This window comes from Candidatus Hadarchaeales archaeon (assembly GCA_038823825.1).
In the GTDB taxonomy this organism is placed as follows: domain Archaea; phylum Hadarchaeota; class Hadarchaeia; order Hadarchaeales; family Hadarchaeaceae; genus JAVZGN01.
Window position 1 is genome coordinate 278,002 of record JAWBCC010000001.1, and the last position, 26,041, is coordinate 304,042.

The following is a 26,041-nucleotide window of genomic DNA, read 5'->3' on the forward strand; positions in this document are numbered from 1 at the left end:
GATGACTGGATATCGCGGTTTGGTTGCAGATTTTTTGAAAAAAGCGGGGGCAGCCGTTGGGGACAAGATTAGGATCGAAACCGACAAAGGGATTTTTGAAGGTCTTTTGATGCCCAGAACAGAACTGGCGGATGAAAAGCATTTGGTAGTGAAGTTGCAGAGCGGTTATAATATTGGCATTCGCGTTGAATCCATCAAAAAACTTGAAGTTCTTGAGAAAGGAAGCCCCCCGAAAATTCTGCTAGCACCTCCACCTTCGGCTCCTAAAGAAAAACCAAGAGTTGCGATTGTGGGGACTGGGGGGACGATAGCCAGCAGAGTTGATTATAGAACGGGAGCCGTTTTTCCAGCTTTAACTGCTGGGGAGCTTTATAGCATCGTTCCAGAACTCGCCGAACTAGCAAGCATAGAAGTTGTTGAAGTGTGCAGAGTTTTCAGCGAGCACATGAGACCCGATATCTGGGTAAAGATAGGAAAGGAGGTTGCCCACCAGATAAACAAAGGAGCCAGAGGTGTGGTAGTTACTCACGGCACAGACACGATGGGATATACCGCAGCTGCTTTGAGTTTCATGCTTAAAGGTCTCTTTAGGCCAGTAGTTCTCGTTGGTGCGCAACGATCTTCCGATCGACCAAGCAGTGATGCTTTTCTGAATTTGATTTCCGCGGTAGCATTTGCTGTAAAGTCCGACGTGGCGGAAGTTACCGTGGTTATGCACGGTTCAATGTCTGATGATTTTTGTTTGGCTCACAGGGGTACAAAGGTTAGAAAATGTCATACCAGTAGGCGTGATGCTTTCGTCAGCGTTAATCAGAAACCATTGGCTTTGATCAAAGATGGAGAGGTAAAAATAATTGAGGAAAACTATCGCAGAGCGAGTGAAAAAGGGAGGGTCAGGGTGGACGGTAAATTTGATCCAAAGGTAATACTTCTCAAGGCCACGCCGGGTCTTCGTTCTGAAGTGTTGGAAGCAATTGTGAATCTTGGATATCGTGGGATTGTGATTGAAGGAACAGGTTTGGGGCACGTGCCTGAGACGATGTTCGATGGAATAAAAGATGCCATAAGTCGGGGTGTTCCAGTCGTAATGACTTCCCAGTGTATATGGGGAAGAGTAAACATGCGAGTCTATTCAACGGGCAGGGATCTGCTAAATCTGGGCATAATTCCCGCAGAAGATATGCTCCCAGAAACAGCCTTCGTGAAGCTCATGTATGTTCTCGGCCATACGAAAAATATGAGAAAAATCCACGAAATGATGCTTACAAACATGGCTGGGGAGATATCTGAAAGATCGCCGTCTGTCGAGTTTTGGGAGGGAAGGTGATGATAATAGATTATGGCGCAATCGGTCTGAAAGTGGGGCTCGAAATTCATCAAGAACTCGCAACTAAAAAACTGTTTTGTGCGTGTCCTACCCTGCTTTCAGACAAAACGCCGGAAGGCACGGTAATAAGAAGACTCCGACCGACACAGAGCGAGTTAGGCGAGTTCGACAGGGCGGCGCTTGCTGAAGCCATCAAGGGGAAAGGCTTCAAATATCAAATGGATTCGGACACAACTTGTTTAGTGGAACTGGACGAGGAGCCGCCACATTCAGTTCGTGATGACGTTATAGATGCAGCTCTCGAAATAAGTCTATTACTCAACGCGAAGCCCGTAGATGAAGTTCATGTGATGAGAAAAGTGGTAATAGACGGAAGCAACACCTCTGGATTTCAGCGCACAATGTTAATTGCGATGGATGGATGGATAGAAGTAGAAGGAAAAAGATACAAAATCACGACCGTTTGCTTGGAAGAGGATGCCGCGAGAAAGGTGGGAGAAACAGAGGAATATATAGAATATCGTCTTGACAGGTTAGGAATCCCGCTAGTGGAGATAGCGACCGCGGCAGAATTTTCAGATCCAGAGACACCGGCGAAGGTTGCTTTTTATATCGGTCAGCTCTGCAGGATGACTAGCAAGGTAAAATGGGGGTTAGGAGCAACTAGGCAAGATATAAATATATCGATTTCTGGTGGAGCGAGACAGGAGATAAAAGGCATTCAAGAACTTTCACTGATTCCGAAGGTGATCGAATTTGAAGCCGCTAGGCAACTTGGTCTGCTGAAGCTTAAAGATGAGCTGAACAGGCGTGGAGTCAAGGAGAACCCCTGTGAGATTCGCAAAGTCACACACATCTTCGAAAATACGGCTTGTAGAATGATAAAGAAAGCTATTGAAAGCGGTGCAGACGTTTTTGCCGTAAAGCTAGCTGGGTTTGCCGGTCTATTGGGAATGGAACTTTGTCCGGGAAGAAGATTTGGAATGGAGCTTGCAGATCGGGCGAGAGTTTTCGGCAAAGTTGGAGGAATCTTCCATACCGATGAACTTCCTAATTATGGAATCTCGGATGAGGAAGTTTCAAAGTTAAAGAATGAGATGGGTGCCTCCGAAAATGATGTTGTAGTTTTAACGGTGGCTAAACCCAAAGATGCGGAGAATGCGTTAAGAGCAGTAGTCGAAAGGGCCAATATGGCGATCGTTGGAGTTCCGGAAGAAACGAGAAGAGCTCTTTCTGATGGAACCACCGAGTTTATGCGTCCACTGCCTGGAGCAGCCAGAATGTATCCGGAAACCGATATACCACCGATTCCCATAGACAAGAGAAGGATTGCCAAAATAAAGAAAAAACTTCCTGAACGTCCTGAACAAAAGATCGAAAGGTTTATGAAGTCATACAAATTGAGTCGTGAACTTGCGGAGCAGATGGTTTTTTATGGAGATTTCCGACTTTTTGAAGATCTTTTAAAAAGAACCAAGGCGGATCCAACCCTTGTAGCGACTCTTTTGACGCAAACTCTGACAAGTCTGAGGAGGGAAGGTGTTCAAGTCGAGAGAATAAGAGTGGAGGACATCGCTGAAATTTTGATTCTTGTTAGAAAGAAAAAAATTGCGAAAGAAGGAATCTCAGAAATTCTTAGGGAAATTTCTTCCGGGATTTCGGTAAAAGAAGCGATTGATAAGCTTAATTTGTGGTCGATAAGTGAGCGGGATTTGTGCGAGTTTGTCCGAAAAGTAGTGTGTGAGAAAAAATCTTTCATTTTGGAAAGAAGAGAGGCTGCTCTCCAGCCTCTGATGGGAATCCTAATGCAAAGTTTGCGTGGACGTGTTGATGGGGAAACGGTTCATAAATTGCTTGAGAAGGAAATTAGAAAGGTTCTTAGGGAGGAAGCCAAGTGAAGAGGTTTGATTGGATTGAACATCCGAGCGATGTTGGATTCCGTGCTTATGGGCGAACTCTCTCAGAAGCTTTTGAAAACGCTGCAATTGCGCTTTTCGAGATAATGGTTGACACATCCACTGTGCGGCCTGAAATCGAGAAATCGATAGTATTGAGGTCGGAGGATCCGGAGTCCCTCTTGTATGACTGGCTAGATAGATTGATAGCGTTACACGACAGTGAGCAACTAGTTTTTTCGAAGTTTGAGGTGAACATTGCACAGATTTCCGAGGGCTTTCTCCTAAATGCGAAAGCTTGGGGGGAGAAATTCGATCCAAGCAGACATGAGGGACGCACAGCCGTCAAGGCAATGACGTATCACATGATGGAAATAAAAAAGAAAAATGACGAGTGGCTGGTTCAGGCTGTGGTAGATATCTGAAAAAACAAAAAGATAATATTCCCTCTCCTTGATAATTATCTTTGGTGACTTTTTATGACGTGGATGGGGAAAATCAAACAAATAGATGAAGTACGATGGGAAATTCCAAGCGATTATAAGCCCGGTATGCTGGTTCCGGCGAGAATTTACGCAGACAGAGAACTTCTCGAAGAAATGCGTAAGGATATGACCCTAGAACAGGCGGCAAATGTTGCTTTCCTTAAAGGGATTTACAAATATAGCATAACTTTGCCCGATGGACATCAGGGTTATGGTTTTCCGATTGGTGGCGTAGCTGCAACAGATGCCGAGGTGGGCGTGATATCCCCGGGTGGGGTTGGTTACGACATAAACTGTGGTGTTCGACTGCTACGCACAGAATTGAAGAAAGAGGATGTTATCCCAAAACTTCGTCAGCTAGTGGAAACTCTTTTCAGAAATGTTCCCTCGGGTTTAGGTAGCACAGGGCATGTTAAGCTCACACCACAACAGCTTGATGACGTTCTACGGTTGGGAGCAAAATGGGCGGTGGAAAATGGCTTCGGATGGGAAGAAGATTTGGAGAGACTGGAAGAGGGAGGTTGTATGGGGGGTGCAGATCCGAGCAAAGTTAGTCAAGAAGCCAAAAAGAGGGGGTTTCCACAGCTCGGCAGTTTGGGCAGCGGAAATCATTTCCTCGAGGTTCAAGTTGTGGATAAAATATACAACCCGGAGGTCGCAAAGAAATTCGGGATCTTTGAGGAAGACCAGGTTACTGTGATGATTCACACAGGTTCTAGAGGTCTTGGTCACCAAGTCTGTTCAGACTACTTGCGCAGAATGGAACACGTCGTTCACAAATATGGAATAAAACTTCCCGACCGGGAGCTTGTAAACGTTCCATTCACCTCCCAAGAAGGGCAGGATTACTTCTCGGCCATGAAGTGTGCTGCTAACTATGCTTGGGCTAACAGGCAGATGATCGTTCATTGGGTGAGAGAGTCCTTCGAGCAAGTATTCGGAAAAGATGCAGAAAGCATGGGTCTCCACATAATTTACGATGTTGCCCATAACATAGCAAAACTCGAAGAGCATAAAGTCGATGATGGGAAAAGAAAAGTTGTAGTTCATAGAAAGGGTGCAACCAGAGCCTTCGGTCCTGGACACCCCGATGTTCCTTCGACATACAGAGATGTTGGACAGCCAGTTCTTATTCCTGGAGATATGGGGACTGCTTCGTATGTCTTAGTTGGAACAGATTTAGCCATGTGGGAGACTTTTGGTTCGACGGCTCACGGAGCAGGGCGTCATCTAAGCAGGGCGGCTGCTCTAAAGAGCTTCAGGGGCGATTATGTTCAGAAAGCGCTGGAATCTCAGGGAATAGTCGTGAAAGCGGCGAAGATTTCTGTTATCGCAGAGGAGGCACCAGAGGCATACAAAAATGTCGATCGTGTTGCAGATGTTTCGCATCGAGCTGGAATCGCCATCAAAGTTGCAAGATTGCGCCCGATAGGAGTAGCAAAAGGATGAGATTTAGAGTCCTCCTTCCGGCCTCTCTTGTGTGCGACGTCTCAGATTTAAGACAAAAAACGCTTAAGATTGGGATTGTTGGTAGGGCTTTAGCGATATTCAGAGTAGACTCAGTGTGGATATACGACGATCACGAGCCGAAGGTGAAAAATCCACAAGAGGAAATGAATCTTATAAAACTCATACTCGAGTACATGGAAACACCCCAATATCTCAGAAAGATACTTTTTAGAAAGAAAGAAGAGCTCAAATTTGCAGGAATGCTTCCTCCCTTACGCACGCCCCATCATCCATCTGTTCATGAGAGGTCCTCTCGCCAACAGATACGCGAGGGGGCTGTCATTTCTTCTAAAGGAGGAAAGAGCATAGTCGAGTTAGGTCTTCCAAAGCGGGGACTTCTAAGCGAAGAGGTTAAGCCAGGCACAAGAATTACCGTGAGGATACTCAAAGATATCGGAGATTATCTGATCGTGGAGGAAGTTAGGAAAGAGGAGGTAAAGGATTATTGGGGATACAGAGTTTATACTGCCCCCAGTCTGAGCGAAGCCGTTCGAATGTCGCGTTCAGGTTTCATGATAGGAACCTCTAAGCATGGCAGGAATCTGGAGGATGTCATGCACCTTCTTAAATCTGTCCGAGATCCTCTTACGGTAGCTTTTGGAGGCCCCTATGCCGGGCTTTTCGAAATATGTGCGAGAGAGGGTGTAAAAACCGAAGATCTTTTTGACATGGTGATAAACATGGTCCCGGGACAGGGAACGGAAACGGTGAGAACGGAGGAAGCGCTCATCGCATCACTGGCTATATTAAACGTTTTGCGCAGCATTTGACTCGGAAACTTTTTAACCGTTTTTTGACAATATTTTGTGGAAGGCATGAGGAAATTTCCGCTACTGGCGCTGGTGGTATTTGTTTTCTGCCACATCATAGCATTTGCTACATCGGGAGAAACCTTCATTGAGCGTGATTTTTCATCTCCGGAAATTTATCTCCAGGGAACTGAAGTTGTTGATGGAAAAGTCAGGCTCAGAATAGGACCGGAACAGATTTCTGACAAGCTGAGCCTGCGCCTGGAGAAAATTGGCGGGGACAACTGGGTCTCTCTTGAAAATATCGAAAGCTGGGCGGATTACGATGGAAAGGCGATGGTGGGCGTTAAGGACGAGTATGGAAGAAGCTACATTTATGTTCTCTGGCGGAAAGGAAGCTATTCGGACGCATTTAGAAGGTACAACGTGTCAGCAAACAGATGGGAGGTTCTGTCGAGTCCAACCGAAAGCGGGCTAGATGTAGTGAAGAATGGCGTTTGTATGGCTTGGGACGGCGGACGTTATATATATGTCATGCGTGGTGGCGCATATTCCGATTTCTACAGGGATTTCTGGAGGTATGACATAAAGACGAACACCTGGGAAATCTTGGAGAATACTCCATGGTATCAGGGTGCAGGAAATGCGATGGCATGGGTGCGACTTGATGGAAAGGAGTACATATATGCGATAATAGGAACTACTAGCTCATCTGCTGCGGCGGGCAGGCGAGGAATGGTTTTTGCCAGATTTAACATCGCTGCATGGGAGATGGACCCGGACAACGAACCTTCGAAGTGGGAGGTCATCCAGTGGGTTGGTGGATATAGCCGGTATGGGGTAAGTGGAACCATTCCATACGGATGTGATGACGGTTCGAGCATGGTTTGGACGGGAGATAATTATCTATACTACTTGGTCGGAGCATATAATGAAACATTGAGCGGACTAGAGGAGAGCCATTTTCTGCGATATCATCTCAAAGAGAACCGATGGGAGGAACTAGCGCCTATACCTTACAACGGAAGACCGGAGGACAGATCGGGTGTCGATGATGGAGGCACTATCGTCTGGGCAGGAGATTACATTTACGCCGTGAAGGGAGGAGATGGAGCAGGACATGATTACGCGGACAATTTCTATCGCTACTGTATCAGCACGAACAGTTGGGAAAAGTTGGCAAATCTTCCAGAGGGTGTTGGAAGAAGAAACGGCAGTCGGTTAGCGGCGATAGATGGTGTCGTTTATTTCCTGCGTGGCCACGGTTCAACAGGCTTTTGGAAGTACAATCCTCCGCTATTTTCTACAGCTGAGTCATTTTATTCGCGAGTTATCGATGTCGGCGCGGAGACGGATTGGGGAAAGATATCCTGGTCTTACTCCAAGCCAGATGGGATAGTAGAAAGCGTGTTTCAAACTTCAGATGAGCCAAGCGCATTACCAGATGGTTCTAATAGGGTTGGTCAGATTCCGATTTGGTATCCCGCAGATCATCCAGTTATAAGCGAGTTTGCAACGAGAGGGCCCGACAACGCATATCAAGAGTTTATCGAGATATACAATCCCACATCCTCAGATGTTGATCTCACAGGATGGAAGATTCAGTACCGGTCAGTGACCGGCACGAGTTGGTACGACAGGGTTGTATTTCCAAGCGGAGCGAAGATCCCTGCGTACGGTTTCTATCTTGCTGTAAATGGACAGGGGTATCCAGGAGGAGTGATCGAAGGTGTGCAGGGAGATGCTCAGATGACGGATACAATTGCGGACAGCGGACATTTGAGACTCGTAGATAATTTTGGCAATGTGTTGGATGCTGTCAGTTATGGAAGCGGTCATAATTATACTGAAGAAGGACCACCGGCCCCAAACCATGGAACTACAAAAAATAACAAGAGTGTAGAGCGGAGAGCCACACCATTTTCCACAATTGCTGACATGTTGGTCGGAGGCATGCATGAGAATTTAGGAAATGCTTGCGACACAAACAACAATTCTTTTGATTTCTTTGTAAGACCGGTGAGAAATCCTCAAAATTCTTTGAGCGCGCCCGAAATTCCACCAACTCCCATGCCACTTGCCAACTATTCGCAAACGTTCGTTTTAGATGGATTATTTGAAAACATTTCAGAGAAAATTGTAGGACAACAGTCACAAGTTTTCCTAGAGAATCAGCAAACCACAATAGTTTTGAAAGGCGATAATGTAAGTTCTCCGGATTTGATGAATGATGAAGATGGAATATATTTTGAGGTATTTTCTGTTCAGTCGTACATAACAGAGGAAAACTGGGAAAATATGGCGGCCTGGCCTGGACTTTTGACAAATGGAGCCGCTTGCTACGCTGAAAACATATTGTCGGGCAGAAAGTATGTTTATGCCCACGATACTAGACATCTCTACCGTTACGACATTGCGGCGGACTTGTGGGAGAATATCGGACCCTTGCCGGCTCAGGCATTCGCCGGTAGCGGAATGGTGTGGACTAAAGATAATTACATTTACATGACCAAAGGAGGATACAGTCTTCCCAATTTTTGGAGATATCACATCCCAGAAAACAAATGGGAAAACCTACCAAATGTTCCGATTGATCAGAGGACTGGAAGTTGCATCGCATGGGATGGAGGAGATAAAATATATGGAATCTTCCAAGCTGTAACCGATAACGCACTCTATGTCTTCTCGATAAGTGATAATTCATGGACAAGATTGTACACGATAGTTTATGGTGGGACCCCGAGGAGTCCGGGAAGCGGTTCATCGCTCGTTGCGGTGGGCGGATATCTCTACTACGCAGTCGGCGGAATGAGCCAATACTGGAGATATAACATTGCTGATAACACTTGGGATAGACTTGCGGGCGCTCCTGGAACATGGGGGGCTGGAGGAGCACAAGAAGTGATAAATGAGAATATCATTTATGCGGTTGGATTCGGTAGTCCGAGAGTTGGATTCGGCAGATTCATAATACCAGAAAATCGATGGGTGAAAATGACGGACTTACCAGCGGCGATCAGCAATGCAAACGACAGACTTGTTTTCGATGGATCATTCACGTATCTGGTGAGGGCTTACGGAGACAACAGCTTCTGGAGATATCCCAAGCTTTCCTATCAATACGATATATCTACTGAGTCTTCTCTCCGATTGAACTTACCACCTGGTTACCAAGTTGAAAACTTGTTAATTTATCTGAAATTTTCTTCGGAAAATGGGGCGACGTACTATCTTGGAATTTACAACTGGATAACGGGAACGTATAGTGAGAACTCCCTTAGGCATATCGGCGACAACACGGTTGAAAATGTTCTGGTTGTGAGAGTTACCGGGAGTGAATATGTCTCAAGCGATAACTTGATAAAAATCAGAATAAGATCTTCAGAGCCGATTGCTCATAAATTGCTAGCAGATAGGCTCGTAGCAGAGATTCAAGTCGCGAGGAATCAGTATGCGTTAAGGTGGGGTTATGTTTTCTCAGGTTTGGATAATTCATACGAAAATGCGGAAATAATGATCCTTGGCTTCTCCGACAACGATGAAAACATAGAGATAAGTGTTTGGAAAAATTCAACTTCTAACTGGGTAAAGCTTGGTGTCCTGCCCGCTTCGCCGAACTTCATGTCTTTCAAACTTTCTGACTTGCCAGATTACTTGATTGGGGGAGAAAATCTCTTCGTGAAATTCGAAGATTCAGACAGTATGGATTGGACACAGACGACTATTTACATCGATTACTTAGCAGTTAGAGCTGTGAAATCTTACGGAACATCAATAGTTGTGGAAGTTCGTTTTGGATCAGACAACGATCCAACCGATGAGCCATTTCCTCCGGAAAATTGGACTGACTGGATTATTTTCAACGTTGGTGACAATCTTGCCTTTAGATCCAGATATCTCCAGTATCGCATTCAACTCTTCTCAACCGATTTCAGATTTTCACCGCTAGTTGAAGTGCTAGAGATAGAACATCTTCCGCTCATCTATCGGGAGGGCATTTTCGTAAGCCAACCACTCCTATTGGGCTACGTGGACAGTTGGGGGGAGTTAAAGTTTGATGTGGACACACCGACAGATACATCGATAGAGTTCTTCACCAGGTCCTCACCAGATGGCTTTTTGTGGTCTGAGTGGGAGCCGCTCGATTCAAGAAACATTCGGAGCCCAGTCTACAACTGCAGATATCTGCAGGTCAAAGCTATTTTATATGGGTTTGGCTCATTGACCCCCGTTTTGAAGGAGTACTCGATAGAGTACGTTCCAGATAAAACACCACCAATCGTTACCGTTTCTGAACCTAGAGACGGATTTGTGACAACACAAGATAAGATAATAGTGCGGGGCACGGTAAGCGACGCAAATCCGGTTAGGCTTGAAATAAACGGCATGCCGGTTATCTTCGAACCGGGAGCGTTTGAGAAAGAGGTCAGATTGAGTCCGGGACAGAATGTGATAAGGATAGTTGCCTCTGATGTTGCCGGTAACAAGAGGGAGATTCTCATCCGTGGAACAATGGAGATGGGTCAGCCAATTCGACCGGCGGTACCTCCCTCAACATACTTTGTCGCCGCAATGATTGTGGGAGGGGTTATCGCAGGTATTTCGCTAATATACATTTTTGCTCCAGCTTTTGTGAAGGTAGTAAGGAAGGGGAATTTGGTTTTTTTGAGTCTCGCCTTAGTCTTTCCAATTTTGTTTAGTGGCTCCGCTGCTGCTCTTTCCACTTGGGAAGGATCCTGGGTAAGTGATTATAACGATTTTAGGTTTGGAGAATTTGAAAATGTGGCTTCGTTTACTTCAGGTGTTTTAGCCTTACAACCGGAAGAATATTGGGGAAATGATTTTGCTGCTTCATACTATTATACCGAATGGACGAACTTGGATTCGTTTGAGAAGAAGGTCTCAATAAGGTTTGTTGCACAGGCTTCAAAGACCCTTACCGGATTTATGATTTATCTTTATCAGACCGGAACGGATCTCACTTGGAGATTTAGGCTAGAGTTGGACGATGGCACCGGAAAGCCCAGTGGGATTCTCGCTTGGTCAAATGCTTGGCAGACTCTGAAGGTCACAAGTAGCAAATGGTGGACCGTAGATCTCCTTTCGCCAGGCATGTTGCGAAAGGGTGAGACATATCATATAGTGATTTCTTGGGAAAACTTCGGTGTAGCGCCTTCTTCACAAGATTTCATAAATATTAGGAGCCTTTGGCCGTTTAATCAAACGTGGATAAACGGTCTCGTAACGAACAATAACAGAGGAGTTTTGATCTTTGACGGTTCATCTTGGAAGGATCTAGGCCGAGAACCAGTTTATATCCTGAACTTTTCAGATAAAACTTACGAGGGGAATCCTTATTACACGCTTAGGACGGATGCTTATGAAATCGGCGTTTTCGGGGACAACGCCAAAGGAGAGAGATTTCAAACGGATTTATTGAGAAGGGTTTGTGGTATCGAGGTTTACGCTAGAAAGAGCGGCACACCCCACGACAACCTTTATCTGGTTCTGCAGAGAGGAGCATCGACATTAGCAAGCGTCTCAGTTGGAGACTCGACCACTATTGAAAATAGGTGGGGATGGGTTGGAGCACTCTTCGATGCACCTTTGAGTCTATCTCCGGCACAGTACGTGGTGGGCTTGAAATCTCCAGGTTCAACGAGCGGAAACAGGTATGATGTTTGTCTACTTGGAACATATTCGTCCTCTCCACATCCTGATCTTACCTTTTCAGGGACCACAGCCTGTTTTGTCTACTCTACGAACGGTGGGATTACATGGTCGACCAAATCCAAGATGCAGGATGATATACCGTTTAGATTCATAGAATCATTCAAAAAATCGGGCATTTTCACTTCAAGAATTTTTGACGCTGGAGATATTATGAAGTGGGAGCGATTAAACTGGGATGGAAGAATCTTGGATGGGACTAGTTTGGTTTTCCAGACTAGAACCTCTACAGATAACGTTAGGTGGTCGCCTTGGGAGGATGTTGGTCCCGATAGTTCAATAACTTCCCCGCCAGGTAGATATATCCAGTATAGAGTAATGTTTACAACGCAAAGCGAGTATGTTACACCAAGATTGAATAGGGTTTTGATATATTTTTCAGATGCCTCTCCGCCGAAGATTGTTTCTGCCACACCAAGGAGCGGTCAAACAGTTTTCTCTACTACACCTACTATCGAAATTGTACTTGATGACATCTCCGGAATTGATCAAGATTCAATAGTTCTGAAGGTCGATGGTCAGAAAGTGGATTTCTCTTATGATCCGGCAACGAAAACAGTCTGGTTTTTGCCGGACAAGGGGCTGTCAACGGGCGAACATGAAATATTCATTTCTTTGCAGGACGGAGCTGGTAATCTGCTGGAGGAAAGATGGACGTTTTTGGTCAGCGTTGAAGAAGGTCTTCGAGTGGAGTGGATACTCGCAGCTTTAGTCGTTGCAATCTTAATTATCGTGTTTGTAATCAAGACCAAAAGGTAAAATCACATCCAGATCAAGTGGAGAAGCAGGTGACCGACGAGCACGGATGCGATCGTCGTTGGAACGCTTATCTTAAGATACTCTCTCAATTTTATCCTGTGTCCATGCTTTTCAAGAATTCCGACCGCAAAGACGTTTGCCGTGGCACCGACCGGGCTTATGTTTCCGCCAACGCCGGTTCCAATCAACATTCCAAAGAGGAACGGAAATGGGGAAACGCCTGTTACTTCTGCCAAGTGTTTACAGACCGGTATCATCAAGACCGTGTAGGGCACATTGTCCATGAACGAGGATATTGCGACAGACATCCAAGTGATCATCGCTAGCAAAAGTGTGGGACTTCCCGCGCTCACTCTGCTTATTCCGCCCGCGAAATCTTTGAGGAGTCCTATCTTGTCAACACCATTTATCACCAGGAATACACCAACAACAAAGAAAAATGAATTCCAATCGAATTCCTTCATCATGGTGACAGATTTTTTGTGTGCAACGGCCAAGGAAATCAAACCAACAGCAAGTCCAGCAACTCCGGATGGTATTCCTATTTTCTGACCGATTATGAGAAGAACGACTCCGAATGCTAGAATGAACGCGGGTAGGGGATTTATCTGGATTTCTTCTTCTTCAAGATGAGTTTTTTTCCTGAGTCTTTTTCCGATAACAAAATAGAGAGCGAGTAAGCCAGCAAGCACCCCGGCGACTGAGATAACCCCGATGCTGATCTTTCCTTGGAAGAGATAAAAATCCCAAAACTTCATTCCAGTTTCTGCAGCGAGGATGATGGAAGGAGGATCTGCGACCATTGTTACCGTGGTTGACATGTTTGAAGATATTGCAACCGGCACTAAGTAATAAAAAAGAGGTGTTCCAGTCTTTCTCGCAATTTCTATGAGGATTGGTGCCATGAGGAGAACAACTCCAACATTTTCGAGAAAGGCGGAAAGGAAAGCGGTTATTGCGCATAGAATTATGAGGGCAGACCCCTCACTGTCGGTTTTTCTGAGGAGATGGAAGGCGAGATATTTTGGGATCCCGCTGTCTGCAAAAATCATGGACAGCATCATGAAACCCCAATAAATCCCCAATACGTCCCATTTGATCGCGTCTACGATTTCTTTTGGTGAAGCGAGGTTTGAAAAGAGCAAGATGAGAGATATCGCTATGCCGGATGTTATCCCAATGTAAGCAATTTTCCATTTTCTTGTGATGGCGAACGCGTAACACAGAATGAAAATGATGAATGCCGAAATCTTGGCTATTTCCATTGGCTCACCCAATCTTTGACCAGTATTTTAAGCTCATTTGCACTTAAATCGCTCCCAGTCCTATCACGTAAAGAAGGAAAAGACAAATCACGACTAGGGGTATTAAGTTCTGCATTTTTGATTCGAATTTTTCCGCGTCTTCTACTTTTCCAGACTCAACTAGTCTCATAGCTTGCACGGAGACCAGGAGATTGTAAAGGAAGAGAGAATATATTACCAGCATTATTCTGTCAAAAAGAGTGAGATAGCCAAGCGCTGGAAGACCACTCAGCGCGGCCAGATGATATGCTACGGCCGACATAAGTGTTGTTACGCAGATACTCACTCTCTGACCAAAGTTTTTGACGGAAATTGAAAACGAAAGCAGGGAAATCAGGGTAATGATGATTATTGGAAATATCGTTTTGAAAAGGGCGGAAATCTTAGAGCGAAAAACTGTGACACCGAAGGCGAACGTTGAGAAGTTTTCATCCGGATAAACGTGCTCGCTTACTCGGCACCTAAAATCCTTTACTTCCCATCCGGGCACTTGTAGGTTTGGATCAAGTCCGCTTTCTTCCAAATCAGGTTCGAAAACCAATTGTGAAATACCTTTTTGTTTGTCTTCGATTTCTACTTGCAAAAGATGCTCATCGAATGGAAAGTTTCTGAAATTTAGGGAGCCGATATATGTCCCTTTTACTCTGTATTCGATGTAATTTTCATTTTCTCTTTCTTCTTTCGTCACTAGCTCTATCCTTGAAGGAGCGCCACGCAAGAACTCTATATTCGGTTCTACGTCTTTGTATTTGAACCATATGTAGAAATCTATCGTAAAAGTTTGGGATGGGACGTCCACTTTTTCTATCGCATTGATCCACACTCCGACTTTCACAACGGACGGATTCGTTTGTGATGTGTCCTTATTGTCCGCTACTTGTCCATATACATTCATACTGTTGAGCACTACTAAGGATGTGGCCAGAATTATTGCAAGAGCGAGGTGTCTTTTCATCACAGAATATAGACATAGTGGATTTTTATTGTTTGCTTTTTGTCATACAGTTAGCAACAGATTCTGGCATAAGAATGAATTCTCGTGTGGTATTGGCGGGCCCGGTGGGATTTGAACCCACGACTACCCGGTTTCCCCCGTGGTGGTCCGAAGCCGGGCATCCTGTCCTGGCTGGATCACGGGCCCCTAACTTAACTACTCCTTAAGGGTTGAAAATCTATTCCTATGGGGCGGGTGCGCACGCGTGAATTCTCATCTTTTCGGTTGTTTTGAGTACACAGCTGTGAACTTCACACCACGTAAAGTCAAATAGGACAACTTCACAAAAAACTGAAAAATCTCTTCTCATTTACTCCGAGGAAAGCTGGGGAAAATTGGAGAAATTTGAAATCCCTGGGAAGAGCTTTAAGTGAAGAGATTTTCACTGATTCAAATTTGAGTTAAAAAAGGTCTGCAGTGCACAGCTGTGAACTCTCACCATTCAAACAATTCAGTAAACGTAGGCTAGGAGCTTCCCGCCTAGGCCCAGATCTTTAGCCTCTTTATGCGTCATCAATCCTTTAGATGTTGTCATTATCAATATACCCATCTCCGCAGCCGGTAGAAATCTCTTTTCCCAACTTTCAAGTTCCTTATTTTTAACCGAATATCTTGGTTTTATTGGTCCACAGGCGTTTATTTTCCCAGACAGTAAAACTCTGGCTTTTGGCTTATCTTCTTTTAGGATTTCGAAATCTTTAATGTATCCTTCTCTTTTCATTATCTCAAGACTTTGGATTATCAGCTTCGACACTGGAGTGATCACGACTTCCTTCTTCCTAGCTCGCTCCGCATTCATAATTTTCGACAGAGCATTGGACAGAGGATCTAAAAGCATCTATCCCACCTCAGCTATATTTTCTGAAACCCATTTTTGGGGCCAGCTCCCGGAAACACTTTCTACAAAGAAGTAACCCATGACACTGGTAAACTTTCCTATATCTACCGCAAACTTTACACCGCCTTGCTCCTTTTCCGAATTTTCGCTCCTTTTTCTCCACGGTTAATCCACCACCTTTACATTAAATTTCTTGCTTATGAATTCTATCGCCTCTTCCTTCGTTACTCTGTGGCTCTTTGGAATCGCTCTGGCTAGTCTCTTACGATCTCTTATCCGATATCCTGGTCTGCAAAGACTCACACAAACGTCTAACCCAAAGATACCAACTTCCGGATTATATTTACATCCAGGTATGTCAATATGTTCTTTTATTCCAAAAGAAAAGTTTCCCTTATCATCAAATGAGGATGCTTTTATCCTTCTGTCCACAGCATAGAGAAGCCTGTCGAGAACTTCTTCCGCAATCTTTCCTCTGAGCGTCACCTTACATCCGATGGGAGCTCCTCTCTTGATATTCCACTCCCTCACAGTCTTTTTAGCCAGAGTTCTGATGGGATTTCTTCCCGTTATTTCCTTTAGAATTCTCTCAGCGTTTGCCAGTCTATCACCCCCCTCACCAACTCCGATATTGAGAACAACCTTCTCTATTCTGACTTCTCTCATAGAATTCATGCTGCAACACCCACGTCTACAAGGGGTTTCTCATCACCGAGCACAAACACATAGTTTACGGATGTTTCTATTTTTTCTCCGTTAGTCGAAAGTCTAACAGTTTTGGTTTCTTTTTTTATCTCCTCTATTCTTCCGATTTTACCCGTATGTTGTCCATCCGTCACAACCGCAAGTTTGTTTTCAGAGAGTGGAATGTGCTTTAGGAGCTCTCCATCCGGAACCGAAAGCTCAATGACATCCCCGATCCCAATATCTTTCAAATCTCCAACAATATTTCTTCCATCATGCATAGTGAGTTGAATTTTTCCTCCACGAACGCACTGTTTTTTTACAACTTTGCAAAGCTTCTTACCGGCTTCTTCTTTGTTGGTTTCCAATAGCTTCAGCCTTCCAAGTTCATCGATAAAAACACGATATGTTTTGTTTATGTCAGGAATCTCCAAAATATCCATAAATCCAACCGGAAATCTTGGATCTCTTCTTACCACACCATCCACAATCACTTTGCCAGAGAATATGATTCTGTCGGCTTCTTTCGCTGTTCCCGCTAATTTCAGGTAATCTCGAACTATTATTCGAAGAGGAATAGACTTATCCACAGGATGTGGACCGGGTATCGGTTTCGTCAACCATTTGCTTGATTTAACGGGCAACCTCATTACCGGTGGCATTGAATAGCGTTTGATCTGTTTTCTTCCACCCATCTTTGCCATTCTCTCACCTCTTCAGGATTTTCTCCCTCCATTTATCCTGCGCAAGCTCTATAATCATCACGTTGGAAGGATGCACGGGTCTAGGAACCGCAGTCCCGTCAGCTTTTGTGACGGTTACCCCCTCTACGTATATTCTACCTTTTTTCCGATCTACCCTTGTGACATTACCCTCATGATTTTTGAAATCTCCACGCAGAATTCTAACTTTGTCACCCTTTCTTACGGGAAGACTCCTCTTTCCAAACTTTTCAGCAAGTTCTCTAGCCAAATGTGCGCTTACAAATTTTTTTCTCGCGTGAACCGGCGCAGAATGGATTCTCTTTCTTTGTTTTCTCGGCTTCTTGCTAACCATACTTCACATCACCATTGAGGCAATCCCAGCAACCTTGGGCCATCTTTCGGCTGCTTCTTTGGCCATCGGTCCTTTTATCTCAGAACCTTTAGGCGATCCGTCGGGATTTATTATGACTGCAGCATTATCTTCAAATTTTATTCTAATTCCATCGGTTCGGCGATACTCTTTCCTCTGTCGTATTATAACTGCCTGAGCAAGCTGCTTTTTGAGTTCCGGAGTTCCCTTCTTTATTGACACAATAACAGAGTCGCCAACTCCAGCTTTTGGCATTCTCTTCCTAGTCCCATGATAACCGATCACGCTGATTATCTGAAGTTCCTTAGCTCCGGTGTTATCTGCGCACACCAATCTCGCTCCTACGGGCAATACCTTCGTTGGTTTCACTGGAGACACTCCAAACGCTTCACCAGCCCCTTTCTTTCCCATTATCCGCCACCTCCCAGCTTCTCAACGACGACGAAAGACTTAGTTTTACTCAGCCGTCTGCATTCCATTATTCTAACTCTATCGCCAATTTTCGCATTTATACACGGCGGGTTGTGCGCATGTATTTTTGATGTCCTCCTCTCATATCGCTCATATTTTGGAACATAATGTAATCTTTCGATTTGCACAGTGACGGTTTTCATCATTCTGTCGCTAACGACGATGCCCTCAAGTACCCTGCCCCTCACTGAAAGTTGCCCATGCAGCGGACACTTTGGATCGTTGCATTTTTGTTCAGCCATGTTTATCTCGCCTTCTTTATTCTATCTTCTGGTCTTCCTACGATTCTCCTTCCTTCTAATTTAATTTCCTTTCCGTCGGGAAGGGTTAAAAAGAAAACGGATGTCTCCTTTGGTATTTTTTTAGGCCCGTTCTTCGTCTCTAAAACAATCATTTTTTTGCTTTCATCGATAATCTTGCCTTCCAATCCAATCAGCGACCGACATGAGCTCGTCAGAATTTTTACCTTTAGACCAATGAGTTCGTGTTTTGCAATATCTTTTTCGGATATCTTCATTTCAAGATCACTTCAAATCAATCATTTCAGACGAAAAACCAAGTTCCACAAGGATTTCCTTCACTTTCTCCCTGTGATCTCCCTGCAATTCTACGTGGTTGTTCTTAACCGTTCCTCCACAAGCCAATCTAGACTTTAAAGTCTTTGCAATATCCTTCATGGATTCTTGACTTACTCCTTCAACAATCGTAACGACTTTACCAAACTTTCTTTTGACAGAATATACCTGAATTCTCTGTTGCTCGCGAGAAATTTCCCGACAAACACAGAGATCCTTCGGAAGACCACAGATCTTGCAGATCTCAGGCAGTTTTGATCCCCCTCCCTTGTCGCTTCTCCCTTGCGATTGTCAATATTCTTGCAATATCGCGCTTTATCTGTCTGATTTTCATAGGATTCTCAAGAGTACCACCAGCCTTGACAACTGCCCTGGCTCTTGCAAGTTCAGCTCTAAGCTCTCTAAGTTTCTCCTTCATTTCCTCCTCGCTCATCGCTCTTATTTCCTTCGCTTTCAGAGACGTCCACCTCCTCCACAACTTTAGGTCCTTCTATCCAAATTTTGTCCAGAATTGGAGCATCTGGTGGAAGTATCCATACCTTCACTCCTATTGTTCCGGGCTTAGTTAAAGCTTGTGCATAACCATAACTTACATATTTCTGAGCTAGATCTCCAGTCTTAACGAGATATCCTTGATAAAACCTGACTCGTTTCTTTCTTTCTCCGGCGATCTTCCCAGCAATCACGATCTCGGCCCCCTTGGCTCCTGCCTCCATTATCCTTCGCAACATCATCTGTCCGACTCTTCTAACGTTTATGCCTCGCTCAATAGCGAAGGCTATTCTTTTGGCCATTATGGGGGCGCAAAGCTCTGGATTTTTTATCTCAAGGACTTCTATCTGAGGTCTCTCAATTTTGAATCTTTTTTCCAATTCCTCTTCCAGTTGATGTATTTTTCCTCCTTTTTTTCCGATCACCATTCCCGGTCTTTCAACATAAAGAGCAACTCTCGTCCCAGTTGGAAGCCTTCTGATATCTACGCCAGCATATCCTGCTCTTCCGAGTGTTTTCTCCAAGAACGTCTCAAGCTCGACTTTTTTGATTCCCATTTCAACGAATTTATCTTTTACGGCCATTCAGCTCTCCTCCTTCAAGATTATTTCTACGTTGGTTAACGGTCTATTCGCTGGCGTAGCTCTTCCAAATGCTCTTGGCATTATTCCAGGAATGACAATCCCTTTATATGCGCTGGCATGCGCGATCACGAGCTTTTCCTCGTCCATCCCCTTGTATTTAGCGTTTTCTTCCGCATTCTTCAAGATTTTCAGAATTTCGGTAGCAGCTTTAACCGGATATGCTCCCGGACCGATTCCGGTCTTGTGAGCTAACTTCTTTTTATGTGTACGATATGGAACAGGTCTTTTCTTTTTCTTTACCTCTTCCAGAAATTTTTTGGCTTCGCTTAGTTTCATCCCACGGATTGCCCGACATATTTCGACAGCGTCCTTTGGAGAAATTCTCAATTCTCTACCATAAGCCTTTGCACAAGGTTCGGGTATCTCTCTAGAATAGCCAAACTTTGGCATCGCAATCACTTCAGTGGTATGAACATCGAGCTTCTAGTGGCTCCTATACCAGGTGCCCCATGTACAACTCTTTTTCTTGTCTGAACAAACTCGCCCAATCTGTGGCCAATCATCTCAGGAACTATTTCAATTGTCACAAACTCCTTCCCGTTGTGAACTGCAAACTTCATACCAACCATTTCTGGAAGTATTATCATGTCTCTCAAGTGTGTGCGTATTGGCTTCTGAATATTGTTTTCTTTCCATTTTCTGATCTTTTCAAGAAGTTTTTTGTGTCTTGGTGAAAACCCCCTCATGATTGTTCTTCTCTGTCTAGCTGGAAGTAATTTGGCGAACTCGATTAAAGACATTTTCTGAAGCTGGTCAAGGGTATATCCTCTATAAGTGTACTTCTTCATCTACATCACCTCTTACCAGTTCTCCTAGCAGCAATCAGTCCAACCTTCTGTCCCGGCGGCGCACCTCTTCTGATGGTTTTTGGTCTACCCGCATGTCTCCCTCTACCGCCCCCAAAAGGATGATCGACCACGTTCATCGCCACTCCTTTGACTCTTGGATACGGCTTGCCCTTTGCCAACATCAGATGATATTTCTTTCCAGCCTTTAGAAAAGGTTTTTCGTCTCTTCCTCCTCCAGCTACTACACCTATAGTTGCTCTACATCTTGGATCCAGCTCCTTGAGTTCTCCAGAAGGTAGCTGCACTATTGCTTTTCCTACATCATGCGAAACCAAGATCGCGTATGTGCCTCCCGCTCTCGCCAGTTTTCCACCATCGCCCGGCTTAAGCTCCACATTATGGATGAGGGTTCCCTCCGGAATTTCCGCGAGTGGCAAAGTGTTTCCAGGTTTTATGGGTGCCGAAGGCGAAGCCATTATTTTGTCTCCTACCTTTATACCCTCAGGAGCGAGAACGAGTCTCTCCTGTCCATCTTTATATCTTATCCTTGCAACTGGAGCGCTCCTTCCCGGATCATGAATGATGTCGACTACCACAGCCTCTCCATCTCTAAGTGGCGGAAGTTTTATCTCTCCAACTCTCCGCCAAGATTTCGCCCGATAAGTTGGGGATCCCTTTCCTATTCGCTGAGCTCTGATTATCTTTCCCATCATATCACCTCCAGTTTGGTGGCCAGATCCATTGCGGAATACTCCGGTGCTAGTTTGACATATGCAAGTTTCTCGCCTTTCGGACTCCGCAGGATATTGACTTTAACGACTTTCACCTGATAAAGCGCCTCGACCGCTCTTTTAACGTCTATTTTGTTCGCGTCGTCTGCTACCACAAAGACGAGTTTATTTTCAGATTCTATCATTCTTACCGCTTTTTCGCTCATTTTAGGATACCTTATGACTTTTTGTGGATCCTTCATGCGAACATGCCTCCAAGTTTTTCTATCGCTTTTTCTGTCCATATTGTTAGTCTCCCCGGTATCCCTCCAGGAGCCAAAAGCTCCGCATTTAGACCTTCAACTGTAGTGACATTAACCCCGGGGATATTACGTGCCCCTTTTGTTATTCCTCTGTCTTCTCCCACCACAATAAGTGGTCCGGTAGGCACTCGATATTTTCTACCCCTCATTTTTCCTCGTCCGCTTCTTATTTTTGTGTTTCTCATAACCCTTTCTACATCTTTCCAAACACCAATATTTTTAAGAAACTTTTCTACTTCTTTGGCAGACTTTAATTCTTCTATCTCTGCAGACACCACCAGCGGAAATTCGGGTATTCCGTCGACAACGTGTCCTCTCTTCATAACAAGCTTTCGGTCTTTTGTTGCAGCGATCGCAGACATTACAGCTAACTTTTTTTCCTTTTTGTTTATTTTCTCTACCAGCTTTTTCTCCGGTTTCGGTGGATGGGCTCTTCTGCCCCCCACAGCATGCGGAACAAATCCAGCTCTTCCGGCAGCGGGATATCTGGTTCCTTTTACTCTTGGAACTCTTGAAACACCATAACCCTTACCCCAAGGTTCGGCTGTGGTTCTTTTACCAGCCATCTCATCCGGGCCGTATGGTTGCCGACGAGCGCTCTGGATCGCGTGAACGGCGCGTCTTATGACGTCTGTACGGATATCTGTTTCAAAAACTTTTGGCAAGGTTATCTTTTTTGCGACCTTTCCATCAAGCGAATAAACATTTACTTCCATACATTACTCACCCCTGTTGAGACTTTAGACTTATGTAAGTGATAGTCGGTGTTCCGCTCGGGAACTTGGGTGGTCTAATCGCCTGTCGCAAAAGAAGCAGTCTCTTTGTTGTCCCTGGAACTGATCCACTAACCACTATGTAATCGGACCTTATTGGACCATACCTCAAAAAACCACCTTTCGGTGTTATTTCCTTCCCATTCGTTCCAATTTTTAGTATTCGTTTGTTTAACTCTGTTCTCTGGTGATATCCCATCTGTCCAGCCATTGGTACGGTCCACATGACCTTTGCTGGAGTCCAAGGACCGATTGATCCAACCTGTCTCCGCCCCTTTCTGGTTTTTCTCGGAAGAATCTTTATGCCCCATCTCTTAACCGGTCCTTGGAATCCTTTTCCCTTTGTGATTCCTATAACATCAACAAACTCTCCCTCATTAAAAATCTTTGAAACCTGAATTTCGGTGCCGAGAATCTTTTTGCAGTATTCCCACTTTTCTTCTAAAGATTTTCCACTAACTCCGGCTTCAACGATTTCCGGAGTTTTCTTAGGAACATTCCCCTTCCAAGGTTGTGTGCAGATAATGGCTCGAACATCAACAGCTTTTCCGCTTTTCACAAGCTCTTCGGCTTTATTAATCGCTTTTTCAAAGTCGTATTTCTTGATTTTAGGAATTTTTCGGAAAATTTGTTTTGGCAGGTCCTTGGCCCATACTTCATAAATCGCTTTCTTACCCCGTTCAGCCTTTGCATAGATGCGAACAGCACAAACGAAAACTGGCGGAGTCTCTAAAACAGTAACTGGCACAGATATCTCTTGCCCATATGTTAAGCTTCCTTTTCTGTCATCAATTATGAAAACATGACTCATTCCTGCCTTGTACGCAGGAAACAACTGGAGCCTAACCTCTTCCGATATAGGATAAGTCTGTACTCTACCATAGGGTCTTTTAGCCCTGACTCGCGGCGAAAACGCCAAAGATCCTCTTCTTGGTCTACTCGTCTTTCCCATTTTTTTTGTCCTCCTTCTACTTCGCTACTTCATTCTTTAGTCAATCGTCAATATAAACTGTGGATATTTAAAAAAGTAGAATCTCGGCAGAAATTACGGCCGATGTGGTAAATATGGCAAGAAGGCTGATGATGAACCCGTATTTGGTAAATTCTGAAAACGAGATCGGATATCCAGACTGGGTGAGTATTTCAGACCACATTATTCCAGCCAGCGAACCCGTGATCATGGTGCAAGGGCCAATGTCGCTGCCGGCTATTATGGCCAAAGCTACTCCCTTATTTTGAACGTTCAAACTTCTTGAGAAGAAAACAGCCATCGGATGATTATTCATAAATCCAGACAACCAACTGGCTGCGAAGCACACTGCTACAATGGATATACTACTCATCCTAAAAATAGAAAAAATGGAGGAGAATCTTGCTGTCCAACCAGTGTATGCAAGGCCCTCCACAAGTACAAACAGTCCAATAAGATAGGGGGCAATTTTCCAAGGTACTCTAACTGCGATTTTTCTGAGGAGTTTCCTATAGCTAATGAAAAAGGCGAGCAAAATGGCGAAAATCAAAGAGATGCTCCAAGCCGGAAGTTTTGTTATGCTTTTCGGTAATCCAATTAGAGTTATTGTCAGAAAAAGGCAAAGCAGACCGGCCCACATGGCTTTTCTATCTCTTATTATCTCGAGATTTTCTTCCATTTGAACTTCCAGACTCTCTGGTATCTGTTTTCTGAAGATTATCCAGAGGGCAATCGTACACACCAAAGTTGAAAGAAAGGAAGGAAGCAGCATAAATTTGGCAAATTCTACGAAATCTATACCAACAAAATCTGCAACGATGATGTTTGTTGGGTTTCCGATATAAAGTGCCATTCCAGCGATGTTTGTACTAAAAAATTGAAGAAAGAGGAATGGTATTGGATTTATTTTTGCATGTCGGCATATATGAAGTATCGTAAAAGTGAGAGTCAAAATGACGATGTCGTTATTTGTAGGCAAAGTAAGCAAAAAAGTTAGGATAAAGATGTTTAGAAAGAGTTTTTTACCATTCCGCGCTGTTTTTAAAAATTTCAAAGCCACGTACTCAAAAAAACCGACGTATTCCAAGGTCAAACAAATGAAGGAGAGAGATAAAATTAGGATTATCACAGAAAACGGTCGGAGGTTATCTATCCCCATCATGCCTCGATGGAGGAGCATCCATCGTTCACCAGAAAAAATCAGCAAAATAAGAGCACATATCAAAGTTGCAATTCCGAAATCCAAATGAATTCTTTTCTTAGTGAACGGGATCCTCACATGCGGATGAGTTAGTGTCAGAATAATTGCCAGAATGAAAAGAAAAAAAGCAAGAAAAGCAAGCATAGAAAGATGGCACCTTTTTTGCTAATCAGCTCTTTTCACGAGGATCAAGGTACAAGGTATGTGCTTGATGAGGTAGTCCGATATGCTTTCGGAGATTACTCCGAGAATACCTTTTTTCTGAATGGTTCCAGTCACTACTATGTCTGCCGAAACATTTTTCACGAAAGAAACAATTGCGCTTTTCGCATCCGCCGACTCTACCAGTTCAAGTCTTGCTTTTATTCCTTCTTTCTCTAGAAGAGAAAGCACCCAAGCGAATTTCTCTTCTGCATCCTTTTTCTGAAGTTCTGTTAAAATTCTGACTACATGCAAAACTATTACTTCAGTTTCTTTCCCACAAAGTTTTGCTGCAACTTTAATCACTTCTTCTGGTGTAGCTTCGGTTACACAGATTACCATCCGGCGGTACATTCAACCTCTCTTAGACTTTTCCAGCAACGTTTAAAAATTCAAGTGTATACAAAAGATTTTTATACTGATTTGATAATGCGAAATGATTAAAATGAAGCTCTTCACTGTTGGACCAGTTGCTTGCAGACCAGAGGTCCTGAAAGAAATGAGTATTCAGATGTTCAGTCATCGCAGTGCCGAATATGTTGAGCTTCATAATGATACAGTCCATCGTTTGCAGAAATTCTTGGAAACAAAAAATCAGGTTTTCCTCCTTCCATCTTCCAGCACGGGAATGATGGAAGCTTCAGTAAGAAACTGCGTTAAGAAAAAGGTCCTCTGCTGCATCTGCGGAGAGTTTGGAAGAAGATTCGCGCAGGTGGCAAAAGCCAATGGAAAAGAGGTAGTTGAATTAGAAGTACCACTCGGCGAAGCTGTGACCCCAGAACTTTTAGAAGAAGCACTGAGAAAAAATCCGGATGTCGAAGCAGTCACGATAATATACTCCGAAACCAGCACCGGTGTGCTTAATCCGCTTCCAGAGCTCACAAAGGTTGCGAAAGAACATGGAAAACTTACGCTCGTTGATGCTGTGAGCGCGATGGGTGGCGTGGAGCTCAAAATAGATGAGTGGGAGATCGACGTCTGTTTTGCGGGCTCGCAGAAATGTTTTGGAATCCCTCCTGGGCTCACCGTTGCCTCTGTGAGCCAATTGGCCTTAGAGATTTCTGAGAAAATGGAAAATAAGGGATGGTATTTTGATTTCAAGTTATACGAGAAATATCAGCAAAGGGGAAACACACCGACTACTCCGCCAATTCCCCAGATCGCTGCTCTCAGAAAGGAACTAGAAATAATAGAAAAGGAAGGCGGAAAGACTGCCCGTTTAGAACTCTATAGGAAAAGGTTCGAAAAAATAGTGAAGGGTGTCAAAGATCTGGGACTCTCTCTCTTTCCAAAACCTGGTTTTGAAAGTCCAACGGTAGTTTGCGTAAACGCTCCAGCCGGCATGACCGGGCACGATGTTTACAACAGAATGAGAGAGAGGGGTTTCGAGCTTGCGAAGGGATACCGTCAACTAGGCGAAAGGACATTTAGAATCGGAAACATGGGTTACATAACTTTTGATGACATAGAAGAAATGCTGAAAGCTTTAGCCGAAGTAATCGGTGCAAGGAGATAACGAAAGTTATTAAACATTTGTTTAGGAAA

Annotated in this window: 28 protein-coding genes and 1 tRNA gene; 7 read left to right on the forward strand and 22 right to left on the reverse strand. The window is 44.3% G+C overall.

Features of this window, described 5'->3' with window-relative positions; translation table 11 throughout:
- Window position 1 precedes the first annotated feature (1 nt).
- From gatD to QXF64_01445, 6 genes are read left to right on the forward strand one after another with little or no spacing between them, the layout of a single operon-like run.
- On the forward strand, window positions 2-1,327 hold the full coding sequence (gene gatD, locus QXF64_01420) for a Glu-tRNA(Gln) amidotransferase subunit GatD (protein ID MEM1689153.1): 1,326 nt from the start codon (window positions 2-4) through the stop codon (window positions 1,325-1,327).
- Window positions 1,327-3,225 carry a Glu-tRNA(Gln) amidotransferase subunit GatE gene (gene gatE, locus QXF64_01425; protein ID MEM1689154.1) on the forward strand — a complete coding sequence of 633 codons (1,899 nt, stop codon included), beginning with the start codon at window positions 1,327-1,329 and terminating at the stop codon, window positions 3,223-3,225. The genes gatD and gatE overlap by 1 nt, the downstream gene beginning before the upstream one ends.
- Window positions 3,222-3,647, forward strand: coding sequence for an archease (locus tag QXF64_01430; GenBank protein ID MEM1689155.1), 426 nt, complete (start codon window positions 3,222-3,224; stop codon window positions 3,645-3,647). The genes gatE and QXF64_01430 overlap by 4 nt, the downstream gene beginning before the upstream one ends.
- A 54-nt stretch (window positions 3,648-3,701) precedes the next feature.
- A complete protein-coding gene (locus QXF64_01435; GenBank protein MEM1689156.1) occupies window positions 3,702-5,156 on the forward strand; it encodes an RtcB family protein in 1,455 nt (484 codons plus the stop codon).
- On the forward strand, window positions 5,153-5,986 hold the full coding sequence (locus QXF64_01440; protein MEM1689157.1) for an RNA methyltransferase: 834 nt from the start codon (window positions 5,153-5,155) through the stop codon (window positions 5,984-5,986). Before QXF64_01435 ends, QXF64_01440 begins: the two co-directional genes overlap by 4 nt.
- A gap of 45 nt (window positions 5,987-6,031) precedes the next feature.
- Entirely contained in the window at window positions 6,032-12,454 is a 6,423-nt protein-coding gene (locus QXF64_01445; GenBank protein ID MEM1689158.1) for a lamin tail domain-containing protein, read from the forward strand.
- Between the two features lie 2 nt (window positions 12,455-12,456).
- Here QXF64_01445 and QXF64_01450 read toward each other — a convergent pair whose 3' ends face one another.
- The 22 genes from QXF64_01450 to QXF64_01555 all read right to left on the reverse strand — a co-directional run bounded on the left by QXF64_01450 (window position 12,457) and on the right by QXF64_01555 (window position 24,850).
- Window positions 12,457-13,719 carry an SLC13 family permease gene (locus tag QXF64_01450; protein ID MEM1689159.1) on the reverse strand — a complete coding sequence of 421 codons (1,263 nt, stop codon included), beginning with the start codon at window positions 13,717-13,719 and terminating at the stop codon, window positions 12,457-12,459.
- Between the two features lie 43 nt (window positions 13,720-13,762).
- Window positions 13,763-14,713, reverse strand: coding sequence for a hypothetical protein (locus QXF64_01455; GenBank protein MEM1689160.1), 951 nt, complete (start codon window positions 14,711-14,713; stop codon window positions 13,763-13,765).
- 93 nt (window positions 14,714-14,806) lie between these two features.
- Window positions 14,807-14,899: transfer RNA gene (locus QXF64_01460), tRNA-Arg, on the reverse strand.
- Window positions 14,900-15,203: 304 nt separating this feature from the next.
- Window positions 15,204-15,590, reverse strand: a complete 387-nt coding sequence (locus QXF64_01465) for a 30S ribosomal protein S8 (GenBank protein ID MEM1689161.1) — start codon at window positions 15,588-15,590, stop codon at window positions 15,204-15,206.
- A gap of 10 nt (window positions 15,591-15,600) precedes the next feature.
- Complete coding sequence (locus QXF64_01470; GenBank protein MEM1689162.1) at window positions 15,601-15,753, reverse strand: 30S ribosomal protein S14; 153 nt, start codon at window positions 15,751-15,753, stop codon at window positions 15,601-15,603.
- 2 nt (window positions 15,754-15,755) lie between these two features.
- Entirely contained in the window at window positions 15,756-16,265 is a 510-nt protein-coding gene (locus QXF64_01475; protein ID MEM1689163.1) for a 50S ribosomal protein L5, read from the reverse strand.
- Window positions 16,262-16,978: a 30S ribosomal protein S4e gene (locus tag QXF64_01480; protein MEM1689164.1), complete on the reverse strand. Its 717-nt coding sequence runs from the start codon at window positions 16,976-16,978 to the stop codon at window positions 16,262-16,264. Before QXF64_01480 ends, QXF64_01475 begins: the two co-directional genes overlap by 4 nt.
- Window positions 16,979-16,982: 4 nt before the next feature.
- Window positions 16,983-17,330 (reverse strand): 50S ribosomal protein L24, encoded by a 348-nt coding sequence (rplX, locus tag QXF64_01485; protein ID MEM1689165.1) that lies wholly within the window; start codon window positions 17,328-17,330, stop codon window positions 16,983-16,985.
- A 3-nt stretch (window positions 17,331-17,333) separates the two neighbouring features.
- Window positions 17,334-17,759, reverse strand: coding sequence for a 50S ribosomal protein L14 (locus QXF64_01490; protein MEM1689166.1), 426 nt, complete (start codon window positions 17,757-17,759; stop codon window positions 17,334-17,336).
- A complete protein-coding gene (locus tag QXF64_01495; protein ID MEM1689167.1) occupies window positions 17,759-18,061 on the reverse strand; it encodes a 30S ribosomal protein S17 in 303 nt (100 codons plus the stop codon). Before QXF64_01495 ends, QXF64_01490 begins: the two co-directional genes overlap by 1 nt.
- A 2-nt stretch (window positions 18,062-18,063) precedes the next feature.
- The gene (locus tag QXF64_01500; GenBank protein ID MEM1689168.1) at window positions 18,064-18,336 is read right to left on the reverse strand and encodes a ribonuclease P protein subunit; all 273 of its coding nucleotides are present in this window, start codon (window positions 18,334-18,336) and stop codon (window positions 18,064-18,066) included.
- A gap of 7 nt (window positions 18,337-18,343) precedes the next feature.
- Window positions 18,344-18,646 carry a translation initiation factor gene (locus QXF64_01505; protein ID MEM1689169.1) on the reverse strand — a complete coding sequence of 101 codons (303 nt, stop codon included), beginning with the start codon at window positions 18,644-18,646 and terminating at the stop codon, window positions 18,344-18,346.
- Window positions 18,639-18,812 carry a 50S ribosomal protein L29 gene (rpmC, locus tag QXF64_01510; GenBank protein ID MEM1689170.1) on the reverse strand — a complete coding sequence of 58 codons (174 nt, stop codon included), beginning with the start codon at window positions 18,810-18,812 and terminating at the stop codon, window positions 18,639-18,641. The genes QXF64_01505 and rpmC overlap by 8 nt, the downstream gene beginning before the upstream one ends.
- The gene (locus QXF64_01515) at window positions 18,796-19,470 is read right to left on the reverse strand and encodes a 30S ribosomal protein S3 (protein ID MEM1689171.1); all 675 of its coding nucleotides are present in this window, start codon (window positions 19,468-19,470) and stop codon (window positions 18,796-18,798) included. The genes rpmC and QXF64_01515 overlap by 17 nt, the downstream gene beginning before the upstream one ends.
- Window positions 19,471-19,920 carry a 50S ribosomal protein L22 gene (locus QXF64_01520; GenBank protein ID MEM1689172.1) on the reverse strand — a complete coding sequence of 150 codons (450 nt, stop codon included), beginning with the start codon at window positions 19,918-19,920 and terminating at the stop codon, window positions 19,471-19,473.
- A 5-nt stretch (window positions 19,921-19,925) separates the two neighbouring features.
- A complete protein-coding gene (locus QXF64_01525) occupies window positions 19,926-20,318 on the reverse strand; it encodes a 30S ribosomal protein S19 (protein ID MEM1689173.1) in 393 nt (130 codons plus the stop codon).
- Between the two features lie 5 nt (window positions 20,319-20,323).
- Window positions 20,324-21,031 (reverse strand): 50S ribosomal protein L2, encoded by a 708-nt coding sequence (locus QXF64_01530; protein ID MEM1689174.1) that lies wholly within the window; start codon window positions 21,029-21,031, stop codon window positions 20,324-20,326.
- Window positions 21,028-21,291 (reverse strand): 50S ribosomal protein L23, encoded by a 264-nt coding sequence (locus QXF64_01535; protein MEM1689175.1) that lies wholly within the window; start codon window positions 21,289-21,291, stop codon window positions 21,028-21,030. Before QXF64_01535 ends, QXF64_01530 begins: the two co-directional genes overlap by 4 nt.
- Window positions 21,288-22,067, reverse strand: a complete 780-nt coding sequence (gene rpl4p, locus QXF64_01540) for a 50S ribosomal protein L4 (GenBank protein ID MEM1689176.1) — start codon at window positions 22,065-22,067, stop codon at window positions 21,288-21,290. The genes QXF64_01535 and rpl4p overlap by 4 nt, the downstream gene beginning before the upstream one ends.
- 7 nt (window positions 22,068-22,074) lie before the next feature.
- Complete coding sequence (locus QXF64_01545; GenBank protein ID MEM1689177.1) at window positions 22,075-23,076, reverse strand: 50S ribosomal protein L3; 1,002 nt, start codon at window positions 23,074-23,076, stop codon at window positions 22,075-22,077.
- A 67-nt stretch (window positions 23,077-23,143) separates the two neighbouring features.
- Complete coding sequence (locus QXF64_01550; protein ID MEM1689178.1) at window positions 23,144-24,373, reverse strand: ArsB/NhaD family transporter; 1,230 nt, start codon at window positions 24,371-24,373, stop codon at window positions 23,144-23,146.
- 87 nt (window positions 24,374-24,460) lie between these two features.
- Entirely contained in the window at window positions 24,461-24,850 is a 390-nt protein-coding gene (locus QXF64_01555) for a universal stress protein (protein ID MEM1689179.1), read from the reverse strand.
- 91 nt (window positions 24,851-24,941) lie between these two features.
- Here QXF64_01555 and QXF64_01560 point away from each other — a divergent pair, with 91 nt between their 5' ends.
- Entirely contained in the window at window positions 24,942-26,012 is a 1,071-nt protein-coding gene (locus QXF64_01560; protein ID MEM1689180.1) for an alanine--glyoxylate aminotransferase family protein, read from the forward strand.
- Window positions 26,013-26,041: the final 29 nt, after the last annotated feature.